This is a genomic window from Pantoea sp. R102 (assembly GCF_004916815.1).
GTDB lineage: Bacteria > Pseudomonadota > Gammaproteobacteria > Enterobacterales > Enterobacteriaceae > Pantoea > Pantoea dispersa.
In genome coordinates this window covers 24,519-38,758 of record NZ_SDFT01000005.1, presented here as the reverse complement: position 1 = coordinate 38,758, position 14,240 = coordinate 24,519, and the positions used below count along the sequence as shown (strand labels likewise).

Sequence of the window (14,240 nt, the reverse complement as noted above, 5' to 3'; positions counted from 1 at the left end):
ATAAAAGAGCGCGCTGGAACCATGTTTCGCTTCGTGGATTTCAAAAATCTGCGTAAAATTACCGAAATTTTTTGCGTGTCGTTTCTTTTTTGACTAGCGCATGATGTTAATCATTAATCTACCAGCTTTCATAGGCTACGCTGTTAGTCTGATTGCGTTATTTTTAGCCACTATTTAACAAAATAGGTACTTCCATGTCGACGAAGTTAGTACTGGTCCTCAACTGCGGCAGCTCCTCTCTTAAGTTTGCCATTCTCAATCCAGCCAGCGGTGACGAATACCTTTCCGGTCTGGCGGAGTGTTTCCACCTGCCGGAAGCGCGCATCAAGTGGAAACTGGACGGCAGCAAACAGGAAGCCCCGCTCGGCGCGGGCGCAGCGCACAGCGAAGCGCTGAACTTCATCGTTAAAACTATTCTGGCACAAAAACCAGAGCTTTCGGCACAAATCGCTGCAATCGGCCATCGTATCGTTCACGGCGGCGAGCAGCTGACGCAATCGGTGGTGATTGACGAGTCCGTCATTCAGGGCATCAAAGACGCGTCGTCCTTCGCGCCACTGCACAATCCGGCGCACCTGATCGGTATCGACGAAGCCATGAAAAACTTCCCGCACCTGTCGGATAAAAATGTCGCCGTTTTCGACACCGCCTTCCATCAGACTATGCCGGAAGAGTCCTATCTCTATGCCCTGCCGTACAACCTGTATAAAGAGCACGGCGTGCGCCGCTACGGCGCGCACGGCACCAGTCACTACTATGTGACGCAGGAAGCCGCCAAAATGCTGAACAAGCCGGTCAGCGAGCTGAACATCATCACCTGCCATCTCGGCAACGGCGGTTCTGTGGCGGCCATCCGTAACGGCCAGTGCGTGGATACCTCAATGGGTCTGACGCCGCTGGAAGGTCTGGTGATGGGCACCCGCAGCGGTGACATCGATCCGGCTATCGTCTTCTTCCTGCACGATACGCTGGGCATGAGCGTGGATGCGATCAACAAACTGCTGACCAAAGAGTCCGGCCTGCTGGGCCTGACCGAAGTCACCAGCGACTGCCGTTACGTGGAAGATAACTACGCCACCAAAGACGATGCCAAACGCGCGATGGATGTGTTCTGTCACCGCCTGGCGAAGTACATCGGCAGCTACACCGCGCTGATGGAAGGCCGTCTGGATGCGGTAGTGTTTACCGGCGGTATCGGTGAAAACGCGGCGATGGTGCGTGAGCTGGCGCTGGACAAACTGGGTCTGCTTGGCTTCGAGGTTGACCACGAGCGCAACCTGGCTGCACGCTTCGGCAAGTCCGGCTTCATCAATAAAGAGGGTACCCGCCCGGCGGTGGTGATTCCAACCAATGAAGAGTGGGTCATCGCCCAGGACGCCGCGCGCCTCACCGCGTAATGTTTCTCTCCGTCAGCTTCGGCTGACGGTGTTGTTTTTGACACCCTGTAACACCGCGAGGTTTCTATAGTGTCACGTACAATTATGCTTATTCCTACCGGCACCAGCGTCGGCCTGACCAGCGTCAGCCTTGGCGTGATTCGTGCCATGGAGCGCAAAGGCGTGCGCCTGAGCGTGTTCAAACCGATCGCCCAGCCGCGCGCTGGCGGCGATGCGCCAGACCAGACCACCACCATCATTCGCAAAAACTCCGCTATTCCGGCCGCGGTTCCGCTGCCGATGTCCCGCGTTGAGTCGCTGCTGGGTTCTAACCAGCAGGATGTGCTGATGGAAGAGATCATCGCCAACTACCACGCCAACGCCAAAGATGCGGAAGTGGTGCTGGTGGAAGGCCTGGTTCCGACGCGCAAACATCAGTTTGCCTCGGCGCTGAACTATGAAATTGCCAAAACGCTGAACGCGGAGATCGTCTTCGTCATGTCGCTGGGTAACGACTCACCGGCACAGCTGAAAGAGCGCATCGAACTGACGCAGAGCAGCTTCGGCGGCAGCAAAAACAAAAACATCACCGGCGTCATCATCAACAAACTCAACGCGCCGGTGGATGAGCAGGGCCGCACCCGTCCGGATCTGTCAGAAATTTTCGACGACTCCTCGAAAGCCAGCATCGCCAACATCGATCCTAAGCAGCTGTTCGCTAACAGCCCGCTGCCGGTGCTGGGCTGCGTGCCGTGGAGCTTTGATCTGATCGCGACGCGCGCCATTGATATGTGCCGCCATCTCAACGCGGAGATCATCAACGAAGGTGAAATCCACACGCGTCGCGTCAAATCCGTCACCTTCTGCGCGCGCAGCATCCCGCATATGCTGGAGCACTTCCGTCCGGGCTCGCTACTGGTGACCTCAGCCGACCGTCCTGACGTGCTGGTGGCGGCCTGTCTGGCGGCGATGAACGGCATCGAAATTGGTGCGGTGCTGCTGACCGGCGGCTATCAGATTGAAGCGCCGATTGCCCGTCTGTGCGAACGCGCCTTCCAGACCGGCCTGCCGGTGTTCATGGTAAAAACCAACACCTGGCAAACCTCGCTCAGCCTGCAGAGCTTTAACCTGGAAGTGCCGGCTGACGACACGCAGCGCATTGAAAAAGTGCAGGAGTATGTGGCCGGCTTTATCAATGCTGACTGGGTTGAATCACTGACCGCCACATCCGAACGCAGCCGTCGTCTGTCACCGCCGGCATTCCGCTATCAGCTCACCGAACTGGCGCGTAAAGCTGGCAAGCGCATCGTCCTGCCGGAAGGTGACGAACCGCGTACCGTTAAAGCGGCGGCGATTTGTGCCGAGCGCGGCATCGCCACCTGTGTGCTGCTGGGCAATCCGGATGAGATTCAGCGCGTAGCCGCAGCGCAGGGCGTTGAGCTCGGCAAAGGCATTGAAATTGTCGATCCGCAGGTAGTGCGTGATAACTACGTGCCGCGACTGGTTGAGCTGCGTAAGAGCAAAGGCATGACCGAAGTGGTGGCGCAGGAGCAGCTGGAAGATAACGTGGTGCTGGGCACCATGATGCTGGAAAGCGGCGAAGTTGACGGGCTGGTCTCGGGCGCGGTTCACACCACCGCCAACACCATTCGTCCGCCGTTGCAGCTGATCAAAACCGCGCCGAACAGCTCGCTGGTCTCCTCGGTGTTCTTCATGCTGCTGCCAGAGCAGGTGCTGGTATACGGCGACTGCGCCATCAACCCGGATCCGAATCCGGAGCAGCTGGCCGAGATCGCGATTCAGTCCGCTGACTCCGCCAAAGCGTTTGGTATCGATCCACGCGTGGCGATGATCTCCTACTCTACCGGTAACTCCGGTGCCGGTAGCGACGTCGAGAAAGTGCGTGAAGCGACGCGCATTGCGCAGGAAAAACGCCCGGATCTGGTGATCGACGGCCCGCTGCAGTACGACGCCGCGATCATGGAAGACGTCGCCAAGTCTAAAGCACCGAACTCAGCGGTGGCCGGACGTGCGACGGTATTTATCTTCCCGGATCTCAACACCGGTAACACCACTTACAAAGCGGTGCAGCGTTCTGCCGACCTGATCTCCATCGGGCCGATGCTGCAGGGCATGCGCAAACCGGTTAACGACCTGTCACGCGGTGCGCTGGTCGATGATATTGTCTACACCATTGCGCTGACGGCGATTCAGTCGCAGCAGGCTGAAGGCTAATCCCCTTCCCCGCTCCGCATCAGCACGCCCGCCCGGGCGTGCTTTTTTTTATCCTGCGCCACAACCCTGCCCGTATAAACGCACTGGCAAAATCCCGCCTGCGCGCTAACACTGATTACACTCTCCCGCGACTTACGAGGTCAGCAATGAGCAACAGTGATGTGCACAGCCGTCGGTTACAGGCCACGCCGCGAGGCGTGGGCGTGATGTGTGATTTCTTTGCGGCGAAAGCCGAAAACGCCACGCTGTGGGACCAACAGGGGCGCGAATATATTGATTTCGCCGCCGGCATTGCGGTGCTCAATACCGGCCACCGGCATCCCAAAGTGCTGGCGGCGGTACAGCAGCAGCTGACGTGCTTCACTCATACCGCGTTTCAAATCGTGCCGTATGAGAACTACATTCACCTTGCGGAGCGTCTGAATGCGCTGGTGCCGATTGAAGGCGCCGTGAAAACCACCTTCTTCTCTACCGGCGCCGAGGCGGTCGAGAACGCGGTGAAAATCGCGCGCGCAGCCACCGGTCGTCCGGCGATAATCGCCTTCAGCGGCGCGTTCCACGGTCGCACCAATATGACCATGGCGCTGACCGGCAAAGTGCTGCCTTACAAAACCGGCTTCGGCCCGTTTGCCAGCCCGGTGTTTCACGCCCGCTACCCCAATGCGCTGCATAACGTCAGCGTGCACGATGCGCTCGACAGTCTGGAGACGATTTTCCGCAGCGATATCGCGCCACAGCAGGTGGCGGCCATCATCTTTGAACCGGTTCAGGGCGAAGGCGGATTCTATGTCGCGCCGCCAGAGTTTGTGACGGCGCTGCGTCAGCTGTGCGATCGCCACGGCATCCTGCTGATCGCCGATGAAGTACAGAGCGGTTTTGCGCGCACCGGCAGGCTGTTTGCCAGCGAATATTATGAGGTGCAGCCGGATCTGATCACGCTGGCGAAAAGTCTGGCAGGCGGGTTTCCGCTGTCGGCGGTAAGCGGCCGGGCCGCGGTGATGGATGCACCGGAGCCGGGCGGCCTGGGCGGCACTTATGCTGGCCATCCGCCGGCAATTGCCGCCGCGCATGCGGTGCTGGATATTATCAGTGAGGAAAACTTGTGCGAGCGTGCGCAATGGCTCGGTACGCAGCTGGCGGAAGCGTTGAACGGCGCCGGATGCCGTGCGCTGGCCGAGGTACGCGGTTATGGCTCGATGATGGCGGCGGAATTCCATGACGCCAGCGGCCGGCCCTCGGCGGAGATCGCCAAAGCGATTCAGCAGCAGGCGCTGGCCGAAGGATTGATCCTGCTGACCTGCGGCGTGCACAGCAACGTGATCCGCTTTCTTTATCCGCTAACCATTCCGGACGCCCAGTTCAGTACGGCGCTGAACATTCTCACCCGTATTCTCAGCCAGCATTAAACACAAAAGGCACCCTTAGGGTGCCTTAATGCGGAAGCGCAGGAATCAGGCTTCGCTGCTTTGCTTACTGCGCACCGCGTCACTGTTGCGGCTCAGCCACAACGACAGGGCTTTGAGTGAATCATCGGTGAATTCATCACAGCGGGCGGTGATCTCTTCCGGCGTCATCCAGAACACTTCATCCACTTCCTCTTCCTGCATGGCAAACGGACCGTGCGACACGCAGCTGAACAGTCCACCCCATACGCGGCAGTGCTGATCTTCGAAGTAGAATTTGCCGTGCTCGGCGAACGGGACATCGGCGATGCCGAGCTCCTCTTCCGCTTCACGACGGGCGGATTCCAGCAGGTCTTCACCGCTTTGCACTACGCCGCCCGCAGTGGCATCCAGCATACCCGGCATGAAATCTTTGCTCTCGGTACGGCGTTGCACCAGAATCTTGCCCATGCCGTCGTGCACCACAATATAGGTAGCGCGATGGCGCAGACATTGCGCACGCATCTGCGCACGGCTGGCCTGCGCAATCACTTCGTTTTCTTCGCTAACGATATCCACCCACTCGATACCGTCACCTGCCGTTTGATCCACCATCCGGTAACCCTTTCTCTGTTTTCGGCGTGCCCAGCACGCGCCTGTTTGCGATGCTTTATTAGAATGAGCGCTAAGGTAAAGCGTTCTTTTCGCCGCCGCAAGGTTTTAGCGTGCTTTACCCGACTCGGCCAGCCACAGCTGCACTGAGGCGCGCTGCCACTGGAATTCTGCATAGTGCTGCAGCTTCACCGGCAGCGGATCGCCGTGCAGCGCCAGCCGGTTAATCATCACCGCCAGGTCGGTGTCGGCAATCGACCACTCGCCAAACAGGTTCTGTTGGCCGTCCGGCAGCAGGCGCTGCACCGCGGCAATCAATTTACTGGCGGCCTGTTCGCCAGCGGGCGTGAGCGGAGCAAAGCGTTCAGCAGCAAACAGCACTTCGGTAGGTCGCTCCGTGCGCAGCGCCAGTAAATCGCTGCGCAGCCATGCCTGCACTTCGCGCGCGTGGGCACGTTTTTCGCGATCGCGCGGATAGAGGCGCTCAAACTCCGGCGCCGGAAAACGCTCTTCGAGGTATTCGGCGATGGCCGAGGATTCATTCAGGCTGACATCATCTATTTGCAGCGTGGGCACACGGCAGGTCAGCGACAGGCCGCGGTATTCGTCGTCAAGCTGTGCATTGCGCGACAGGTCAACGCGCCTGACAGTAAAGGGAATGCCCTTCTCGGTAAGCGCAACATAAACTGACATGGCATACGGGCTAAAAAAACAGGAATCGGACCACAAGGTAATGGCGGGATAGTTCATCAGCTGCCTCGGCTAAGCGTCAGGTGTGCATCATGTTTACCGATTTTTGCCGGCTAAGGCAATGGCGCGCTGGTCCGATGTTTTGCCGCAGGACCACGGCAAACTGGCGGTTTTTCATCATAAGCGTAAGCGCTGTCACGCCGCAGCGGCACTTCTCTTCTATGCTCAATTCAGAGCAGATAATTAATGACAGGGAGACTAAACATGCACCTGCTTATTACCGGTGGTACCGGCTTGATAGGTCGCCATTTAATTCCGCGCCTGCTGCAGCTCGGCCATCAGGTGAATGTGGTAACGCGTGACGTGGCGGCCGCGCGGGAAAAACTCGATGCGCGCGTGATGCTGTGGTCGGGCATTAACCAGCAGTCCGATCTCAATGCTATTGACGGCGTCATCAATCTGGCGGGAGAACCGATTGCCGACAAGCGCTGGACCGAGCAGCAGAAGCAGCGCCTGTGCGAAAGCCGCTGGCAAATCACTGAACAGATCGTCTCGCTGATCCACGCCAGCAGCAATCCGCCGCGCCTGTTGATTTCCGGCTCGGCCACCGGCTTTTATGGTGATACCGGCGATGTGGTGGTGACCGAGGACGATCCGGGCCACGAGGAGTTTACTCACACCCTGTGCGCCCGCTGGGAGCAGCTGGCGCTGAAGGCGCAAAGCGAGCGCACCCGCGTGTGCCTGCTGCGCACCGGCGTGGTGCTGGCGCGCGAAGGTGGCGCGCTGAGCAAAATGAAGCTGCCGTTCAAACTTGGCGTCGGCGGACCGATTGGCAGCGGCAAACAGTACCTGCCGTGGATCCACGTGGACGACCTGGTCAACGCCATCCTGTGGTTGATCGATAACGATCAGTTGCAGGGCCCGTTCAACATGGTGGCGCCTTACGCGGTGCGCAACGAGCAGTTCGCCGCCACGCTGGGCCAGGTGATGCATCGTCCGGCCTTTATGCGCACCCCGGCCAGCGCCATCAAACTGATGATGGGAGAATCCGCCGTGCTGGTGCTGGGCGGGCAGCACGTGCTGCCGAAGCGGCTGGAGGAGTCCGGCTTTGGTTTCCGCTGGTACGATTTGCAGGAAGCGCTGCAGGATGTCGCCGGCTGACGCATCTCTGCTCAGGCTTACCGCGGCGCCACGGCGGGCGTGTGGCAAAGCTGCTGCAGGAAACGCGCCGTTAACGGCCGGGTATCCTGCCTGCGCCAGACGGCATACAGCACAATCTCCAGCGCCAGATCGGGTAGCGGCATCAGCACAACGTTATCCGGTACGATGCTCGCCAGGCTGTGCTGGATCAGGGTGAAACCCAGCCCGGCTTCAACGCAGGCAAGCGCCGCCAGCGGACCATTCACTTCAAAACGAATATCCGGCTGGAAGCCGGCGCGCTGGCAGGCTGCCAGCAATCGCGCCCGCGCGGCAGGGTTGAGATTTTCCTGGTCGGCAATCCACGCCCGGCCGTGCAAATCAGCCGCCACGGGTGCGGTCAGCGCACTGGACGCCGGCATCGCCAGCAGCACCGGTTCGGTCGCGATCTTCTTATGCAGAAAATCCGCGTCGTCGTGCGGCAGCGTATGCACAATGGCAATATCGATCGCCCCCGCCTCTAACCGGGCAATTTGCTGTGCGGAACGTAACGCATGCAGCCGGACATCCATGCCCGCCCCCGGAGCCAGCCGCGCCAGCGCCGCGGGCAGCAGGCGCGAGTGAATAGCCGCCTCCACATATCCAATATCCAGCCGCCCGACGTCACCCTGCTGCAGATGCTGCGCATACTCTTTTAGCCGTTCGTGATGCTGCAAAAAGGGCGTCACCTCGGTGAGAAAGCGCTTACCCTCATCCGTCAGGCGCAGACGTTTCTTTTCACGGTGAAACAGCACCATGCCCAGTTCGCTTTCCAGCTGCTGAATTTGCCGGCTAAGCGGTGACGGCGAAATATGTAACCGTTCCGCAGCCTGACCAATATGCTCCAGCGCCGCGACAGTGGCAAAGGCGCGCAAAATTTTTATGTCCATGACAATCCGGGTCTCAACTCTGTCAAAAATAACACTGGTCACCTTAACGGTGTTAGCGTCATTATCGCGCTAACAGCCACTGACGCAGCATTATCATCGCGCTAATCCGCCGCGAAAATTGCCGCGTTATTTGTTTAACGTGAACGAGTAAATTAGCGCACTGAGATCATTATGAGCCAGGCAATATTTTCATACACCACAGGGAAATATCAGGTCAGCGCCATCAGCGATGGCACCATGCAAGCCAGTCTGAGTTTATTAACGGATATTCACCACGACGATGCGGTCGAACTGCAACGTCAGGCAGGCATAACACAGCCGGGCGACATCCATGTGTTTTGTTATCTGATTCGCGGTCAGGGACGCGTGATTCTGGTGGATACCGGGATGGGAAAACGCGATGCGCAGAGCGGCAAATTACTGCCTCATCTGCAGCTGGCCGGGGTGACGCCGGACGACATCGATACCCTGTTATTAACCCATGCGCACCCCGATCATATTGGCGGCTTGCTGGACAGCGCGGGTCAGCCGGTCTTTCGCCATGCCCGGCTCTGCCTCAGCCACAGCGAAGCCGCCTTTTGGCAGGATGATGCGGCGATCAGCCAGCTGAGTGAACGCGCGCAGTTAAACGCGGCGCTGGTGCGGCGCACGCTGCAGGCTTATAGCCCGCGGCTGCAGCTGATGGCGGATGAGGAGATCAGCCCGGGAATCCGTGCGCTGGCGTTGCCCGGTCATACCCCGGGGCATTGCGGGTTTCGCATTGATTCAGACGGCGAGCGTTTATTGATTTGGGGTGATATTGTGCATTACCCGCCTGTTCAGCTGGCCTGCCCGCAGGTTTCCATTGCCTTCGATATCGATCCCGTCATGGCCAGAGAGACGCGCCGGCGTATTTTGCAGCAGGTGGCAGCGGAAAATACGGTGATTGCCGGTATGCATTTTGGCGCGTCTGGCTTTGCCAGAATCGTGGCGTTAGAGAACGGCGGTTATACGGCCAGCTATGTGTCAGCGTGTCACGATGGCGAAGCGGGTGAGCCATGACCGACTAACAGGCGGATTGACGGTGACATTACACCTGATGCTCCGCCTGTTATCTCTTACGCCTGTTTCGGCTGGCCGTTCGACGCCGTCAGACCGCCATCGACCGGCAGGTTAACGCCTGTGATATAACGCGCGTCGTCGCTGGCGATGAAAGCAATCGCGCTGGCGATATCTTCCGGCTCACCGGCGCGGCCCAGCGGAATACGGTCATAGAAGCGTGCAAGCAGCGCCTCATCGTTTTTCATCTCTTCGGTGAGATCGGTGAAGGTAAAACCCGGGCAAACGGCGTTAACGCGCACGCCGTCGGTGCCATAATCCATCGCCAGCGCGCGGGTAAAATTGGTCACCGCGCCCTTGGCGGCGTTGTAGACACTCATGCCCCAGTCGCCGCCCAGTCCGGATACCGACGAGGTATTCACCACGTTGCCTTTACTGTTGAGCAGCGAGGGCATAAAGAAGTGGGTGCAGTAAAATACACCGTCGAGGTCAGTACTCATCAGCGACTTCCAGTCCGCTATCGACACTTCATGAATTTTGCCCTGCACGATGCTGCCGGCGTTATTCACCAGCACATCCACGCGCCCATACTGCTGCTGCACCTGCTCTGCCAGTTGTTTAACCTGATCCGCATCGCCGACGTCGCAGGGTGCCACCAGATGATTTTCGCCGCTCAGCGTGCTCAGCACCTGTTCCAGCTTGTCGCGGGTTCTGCCCACCAGCACCACCTGTGCGCCTTCACTGGCGAAACGCTGCGCCGCTGCGGCACCAATGCCGGATCCGGCTCCGGTAATCACCACCACTTTATCTGCAAAGCGCGACATATTTCCTCCTGGTTATTTCGTAGTTGAAACGGTTAAGCCTGGCAGCCATCGCGCTGAGTTCAAGCGAAGCCTGCAGATTTAACGTGGCGCTTAGTTCAGGAAATAACCGGCGGATTATCAAATAGTGCACTTTTTTGTGCGGTTATTGGTCGCCACCCCCCAGCCCGTCTACAGTTAACATTCGCCATAAAAATTTACAAAAACTGAAGATTCCGGACCGCTGTGCCGCCGCGCACGCCGGCCGGTTACGCCTTATCTTGTTACTCTGTCTGGAAGCGATAATGAAAAAACGAGCCAAAACCCTGCCCGGTGTCACACGACGCCAGGTCCTGACCTGGTCGACGCTGGGCGTTGCCGCTGGCGTCACCCGCGCCGCCGATGCCGTCTCCCTCAAGGGCGCTCCCGGCTGGACACCCTTCGCCGATAACCCACCGGAACAGTTCCAGGCTCAGGGCTGGCTGTTCTTCACCGATGAAGAAGCGCGCACCGTCGAAGCCATGGTTGACCGCATTATCCCGGCGGATGAGCTGAGCGTGGGCGGCAAAGAAGCCGGCTGCGCTGTCTTTATCGACCGCCAGCTGCACGGCTTTTATGGCACCTTCGAACGCCTCTACATGCAGGGCCCGTTTCAGCAGGGCACCACCGAGCAGGGCGACCAGTCGCCGCTGGTGCCGCAACAGCGCTATCGCCAGGGGCTGGCGGCGCTAAACCGCTACGTGCAGCAAACCTCGCAAAAGAACTTTGTCGATCTGACGCCAGCGCAGCAGGACGCGCTGCTGGCAGACATGGAAGCCGGAAAGGTGCATTTCAGCGGCTTTGATGCGCAGTCGCTGTTTCTTGAGGTGCTGAACAACACCATGGAAGGTTTCTTTGCCGATCCGATCTACGGCGGCAACAAAGACATGGTGTCGTGGAAGATGCTGGGCTTTCCCGGCGCGCGCTATGACTATCGCGAATACGTTGAGCGCCACAACGAAAATCTGGGCTTAGAGCCGATCAGCATTGCGCAATGGAAAGCACGGAGATAGATGATGAAGAAATTACCGAAAACCGATGTGGTGGTGATTGGTCTCGGCTGGGCCGGATCGATTATCGCCAATGAACTGGCCGACGAAGGCCTGGAAGTGATCGGCATTGAGCGCGGCCCATGGCGCGACACCGCGCGCGACTTCAATATTGGCACCGTCACCGACGAGCTGCGCTACGTGATGCGCGAAGAGCTGATGCTGCGTACGCGGCAGAACACCTGCACCATGCGCAACAATCCGTCGCAAACCGCCCTGCCGATGCGCACCTGGGGCTCGTTCCATCCGGGCAACGGCACCGGCGGCGCGGGCAACCACTGGGCTGGCATTACCTTTCGCTTTCAGCCGGAAGAGTTTCGCCTGAAAAGTCATCTGACCGAACGCTACGGCGCCAGCGCCATTCCGGATGAGCTGGTGCTGCAGGACTGGGGCACCAGCTGGGAAGAGATGGAGCCGCACTACATGCAATTTGAGCGCGTGGCCGGCACCTCCGGTTACGCCGGCAATATTCAGGGACAGAAACGCACGGGCGGCAATCCGTTCGAAGGTGCCCGTTCGGCCGACTATCCGACGCCGCCGCTGCGCCAGCCCTATGGTCCGACGCTGTTTGCCGAAGCAGCAAAAAATCTCGGCTACCAGCCGTTTCCGGTGCCCTCCTCGCTGGTCTCCGAGGCGTACACCAATCCCTATGGCGTCACCATGGGTCCCTGCACCTTCTGCGGCTTCTGCACCAACTACGGCTGTGCCAACTACTCGAAAGCCAGCGCCATCACCACCGTGCTGCCGGCGCTGATGCGCAAAGAGAACTTTACCGCGTACACCAACTGCGAAGTGCTGGAAGTGCTGACCGATGCCAGCGGCAAACAGGCCACCGGCGTCACCTACATCGACTCCTCCGGCGATAAGTGGGAACAGCCGGCCGATCTGGTAATCGTCGCCGCCTTTACCTTTGAAAACGTGCGCCTGATGCTGCTCTCCGGCATTGGCCAGGCGTATGATCCGGTCACCAACAAAGGCACCACCGGCCGCAATTACGCCTATCAGACCGCCAACGGCGTCACGCTGTTTTTTGACAACAAAAACTTTAACCCGTTTATCGGTGCCGGCGCGGTGGGCATGGGCATTGATGAATTCAATAACGATAATTTCGACCACAGCGGTCTGGGCTTCTTCGGCGGTGGCAGCATCCGCGTGACGCCCATTGGCTCGGCGCCGATTGGCTACCGGCCGCTGCCGCCCAACACGCCCAAATGGGGCTCAAAGTGGAAGCGCGCACTGAAAGACAACTATCTCAGCACCATGTCGATTGGCTGCGAGGCCAGCAGCTATACCACGCGCACTAACTATCTGTCGCTCGATCCCAACTACAAAGATCCGCACGGCCGACCATTACTGCGCATCACCTTCGACTTTGCGGCGAACGATCTGAAAATGGCGCAGTACTGCACGGGTAAAGTGGCGGAAATCGCTAAATCGATGAACCCGCGCGAGATGATTGTCAAACCGATGACCGGCCACTGGAGCAGCGTGCCGTATCAGTCGTCGCACGTGGTTGGCGGCTTTATCATGGGCAGCGATCCCTCAACCAGCTCGGTCAATAAACATCTGCAGGTGTGGGATGTACCGAACTTGTTCGTGGTGGGCGCGTCAGCCTTTCCGCAAAACCCGGGCTATAACCCGACCGGCACCGTCGGCGCGCTGGCATTCAAAGCGGCGCATGCGATTCGTCACTACTATCTGCAACGTCCCGGGGAGATGATTACCGCATGAAAACACGCCTCTCTCTGTGCGCTGCCGCGCTGCTGCTCACCAGCTTTGTGTCTCACGCCCAGCCGGAATACGATCAGTACGCGCGCGGCAGCTATATCGCCACGCTGGCGGACTGCACCGCCTGCCACACCGCCGATCCGCAGCAGCCGTTTGCCGGGGGCGTCAGGTTGCAGACGCCGTTTGGTACACTGGTCGGCGCTAACATCACGCCGGACCGCGAAACCGGCATCGGCAACTGGCGCTATGAAGATTTCCGCCGCGCCATGACCGAGGGTATCGGCCACGGCGGCAAGCGGCTGTACGGCGCGATGCCGTTCACCGCGTACACCAAAATGTCGGATAAGGATCTGCAGGATTTGTGGGCATGGATGCAGACGCTGCAGCCGATACACAACCCGGTCGAGACCAATCAGCTGCCCTTCCCTTTCAACATCCGCACCAGCCTGATGGTGTGGAACTGGATCAACTTTGACCAGGGCGCGTTCCAGCCGGACGCCCGTCAATCCGCCCAGTGGAATCGCGGTGCGTATCTGGTGCAGGGCGCGGGCCACTGCGGCACCTGCCACACGCCGAAAAATCTGCTCGGCGGCGATAAAAACGGCGCGTTCCTGCGTGGCGAAGTGGTTGAAGGCTGGATGGCGCCGGACATCACCGCGAACCCGCACAGCGGGCTGGGCAAATGGAGCCAGCAGGATATCGTCAGCTACCTGCGTACCGGCGTTAACCGTTTCGATATCGCTTCCGGTCCAATGGCCGACGCGGTGCGTCACTCCACGCAGCACTGGCGCGATGAAGATCTGCAGGCGGTGGCGGTGTACCTGAAAAGCGGGGAATCGCGTGATGAGCAAGCGCCCGCCGCGCTTGCCGCGACGGACGAGCGCATGAAGCTGGGCGCGCAAATCTATGCGGCGAAGTGTTCAGCCTGCCACAGCCCGGGCGGCCGCGGTGAGAAGAATATCTTCCCGCAGCTGGCGGACAATCCGTTGCTCAATCAGGAGGATGCCACCTCGCTGATTCGGGTGGTCGCCGCCGGCAGTCGCGGTGTCGATACCGATGCCCGCCCCACAGCACCGGCAATGCCGGCCTTTGCCGGCACGCTGGGTGATGAGGAGATCGCGGCGGTGGTGAGCTACATCCGCAACAGCTGGGGAAATGCCGCCGCACCGGTCAGCGCTGACGACGTGAAGAAAGTGAAACAGAAGCTGGAATAGCGCCGTGTCAG

Annotated in this window: 12 protein-coding genes; 8 read left to right on the top strand and 4 right to left on the bottom strand. The window is 59.3% G+C overall.

Annotated features, from left to right (window positions below):
• The first annotated feature begins 194 nt into the window (after positions 1–194).
• From ackA to ERD80_RS00735, 3 genes are all read left to right on the top strand, one after another.
• Positions 195–1,397, top strand: a complete 1,203-nt coding sequence (gene ackA / locus ERD80_RS00745; protein ID WP_021509203.1) for an acetate kinase — start codon at positions 195–197, stop codon at positions 1,395–1,397.
• Between the two features lie 69 nt (positions 1,398–1,466).
• Positions 1,467–3,611, top strand: coding sequence for a phosphate acetyltransferase (gene pta, locus ERD80_RS00740; protein ID WP_176428128.1), 2,145 nt, complete (start codon positions 1,467–1,469; stop codon positions 3,609–3,611).
• Between the two features lie 146 nt (positions 3,612–3,757).
• A complete protein-coding gene (locus ERD80_RS00735; RefSeq protein WP_136545529.1) occupies positions 3,758–5,017 on the top strand; it encodes a 4-aminobutyrate--2-oxoglutarate transaminase in 1,260 nt (419 codons plus the stop codon).
• A 45-nt stretch (positions 5,018–5,062) separates the two neighbouring features.
• Here the strand turns inward: ERD80_RS00735 and yfcD are convergent, their stop codons facing one another.
• Both yfcD and yfcF read right to left on the bottom strand, forming a co-directional pair.
• Positions 5,063–5,608, bottom strand: coding sequence for an NUDIX hydrolase YfcD (gene yfcD / locus ERD80_RS00730; protein ID WP_021509200.1), 546 nt, complete (start codon positions 5,606–5,608; stop codon positions 5,063–5,065).
• A gap of 105 nt (positions 5,609–5,713) precedes the next feature.
• A complete protein-coding gene (gene yfcF / locus ERD80_RS00725; protein WP_021509199.1) occupies positions 5,714–6,355 on the bottom strand; it encodes a glutathione transferase in 642 nt (213 codons plus the stop codon).
• 204 nt (positions 6,356–6,559) lie between these two features.
• Between yfcF and ERD80_RS00720 the strand changes: the two genes are divergently transcribed.
• Entirely contained in the window at positions 6,560–7,456 is an 897-nt protein-coding gene (locus ERD80_RS00720) for a TIGR01777 family oxidoreductase (RefSeq protein ID WP_021509198.1), read from the top strand.
• Between the two features lie 17 nt (positions 7,457–7,473).
• Here ERD80_RS00720 and ERD80_RS00715 read toward each other — a convergent pair whose 3' ends face one another.
• Positions 7,474–8,361: a LysR substrate-binding domain-containing protein gene (locus tag ERD80_RS00715; RefSeq protein ID WP_136545528.1), complete on the bottom strand. Its 888-nt coding sequence runs from the start codon at positions 8,359–8,361 to the stop codon at positions 7,474–7,476.
• 171 nt (positions 8,362–8,532) lie between these two features.
• Here ERD80_RS00715 and ERD80_RS00710 point away from each other — a divergent pair, with 171 nt between their 5' ends.
• Positions 8,533–9,402, top strand: coding sequence for an MBL fold metallo-hydrolase (locus tag ERD80_RS00710; RefSeq protein ID WP_136545527.1), 870 nt, complete (start codon positions 8,533–8,535; stop codon positions 9,400–9,402).
• 56 nt (positions 9,403–9,458) lie between these two features.
• Here the strand turns inward: ERD80_RS00710 and ERD80_RS00705 are convergent, their stop codons facing one another.
• Positions 9,459–10,223 (bottom strand): SDR family oxidoreductase, encoded by a 765-nt coding sequence (locus ERD80_RS00705; RefSeq protein ID WP_136545526.1) that lies wholly within the window; start codon positions 10,221–10,223, stop codon positions 9,459–9,461.
• A gap of 281 nt (positions 10,224–10,504) precedes the next feature.
• Between ERD80_RS00705 and ERD80_RS00700 the strand changes: the two genes are divergently transcribed.
• Genes ERD80_RS00700 through ERD80_RS00690 form a run of 3 tightly spaced genes read left to right on the top strand, consistent with a single transcriptional unit; the run spans position 10,505 to position 14,229 of the window.
• Entirely contained in the window at positions 10,505–11,251 is a 747-nt protein-coding gene (locus ERD80_RS00700; protein WP_136545525.1) for a gluconate 2-dehydrogenase subunit 3 family protein, read from the top strand.
• Entirely contained in the window at positions 11,252–13,018 is a 1,767-nt protein-coding gene (locus tag ERD80_RS00695; RefSeq protein ID WP_136545524.1) for a GMC family oxidoreductase, read from the top strand.
• Positions 13,015–14,229, top strand: a complete 1,215-nt coding sequence (locus ERD80_RS00690) for a cytochrome c (protein ID WP_059009119.1) — start codon at positions 13,015–13,017, stop codon at positions 14,227–14,229. Before ERD80_RS00695 ends, ERD80_RS00690 begins: the two co-directional genes overlap by 4 nt.
• Positions 14,230–14,240: the final 11 nt, after the last annotated feature.

Coding starts and splice junctions, on each gene's coding strand:
- ackA (WP_021509203.1), top strand. CDS start 195: ATGTCGACGAAGTTAGTACTGGTCCTCAACTGCGGCAGCTCCTCTCTT.
- ERD80_RS00735 (WP_136545529.1), top strand. CDS start 3,758: ATGAGCAACAGTGATGTGCACAGCCGTCGGTTACAGGCCACGCCGCGA.
- yfcD (WP_021509200.1), bottom strand. CDS start 5,608: ATGGTGGATCAAACGGCAGGTGACGGTATCGAGTGGGTGGATATCGTT.
- yfcF (WP_021509199.1), bottom strand. CDS start 6,355: ATGAACTATCCCGCCATTACCTTGTGGTCCGATTCCTGTTTTTTTAGC.
- ERD80_RS00720 (WP_021509198.1), top strand. CDS start 6,560: ATGCACCTGCTTATTACCGGTGGTACCGGCTTGATAGGTCGCCATTTA.
- ERD80_RS00715 (WP_136545528.1), bottom strand. CDS start 8,361: ATGGACATAAAAATTTTGCGCGCCTTTGCCACTGTCGCGGCGCTGGAG.
- ERD80_RS00710 (WP_136545527.1), top strand. CDS start 8,533: ATGAGCCAGGCAATATTTTCATACACCACAGGGAAATATCAGGTCAGC.
- ERD80_RS00705 (WP_136545526.1), bottom strand. CDS start 10,223: ATGTCGCGCTTTGCAGATAAAGTGGTGGTGATTACCGGAGCCGGATCC.
- ERD80_RS00700 (WP_136545525.1), top strand. CDS start 10,505: ATGAAAAAACGAGCCAAAACCCTGCCCGGTGTCACACGACGCCAGGTC.
- ERD80_RS00695 (WP_136545524.1), top strand. CDS start 11,252: ATGATGAAGAAATTACCGAAAACCGATGTGGTGGTGATTGGTCTCGGC.
- ERD80_RS00690 (WP_059009119.1), top strand. CDS start 13,015: ATGAAAACACGCCTCTCTCTGTGCGCTGCCGCGCTGCTGCTCACCAGC.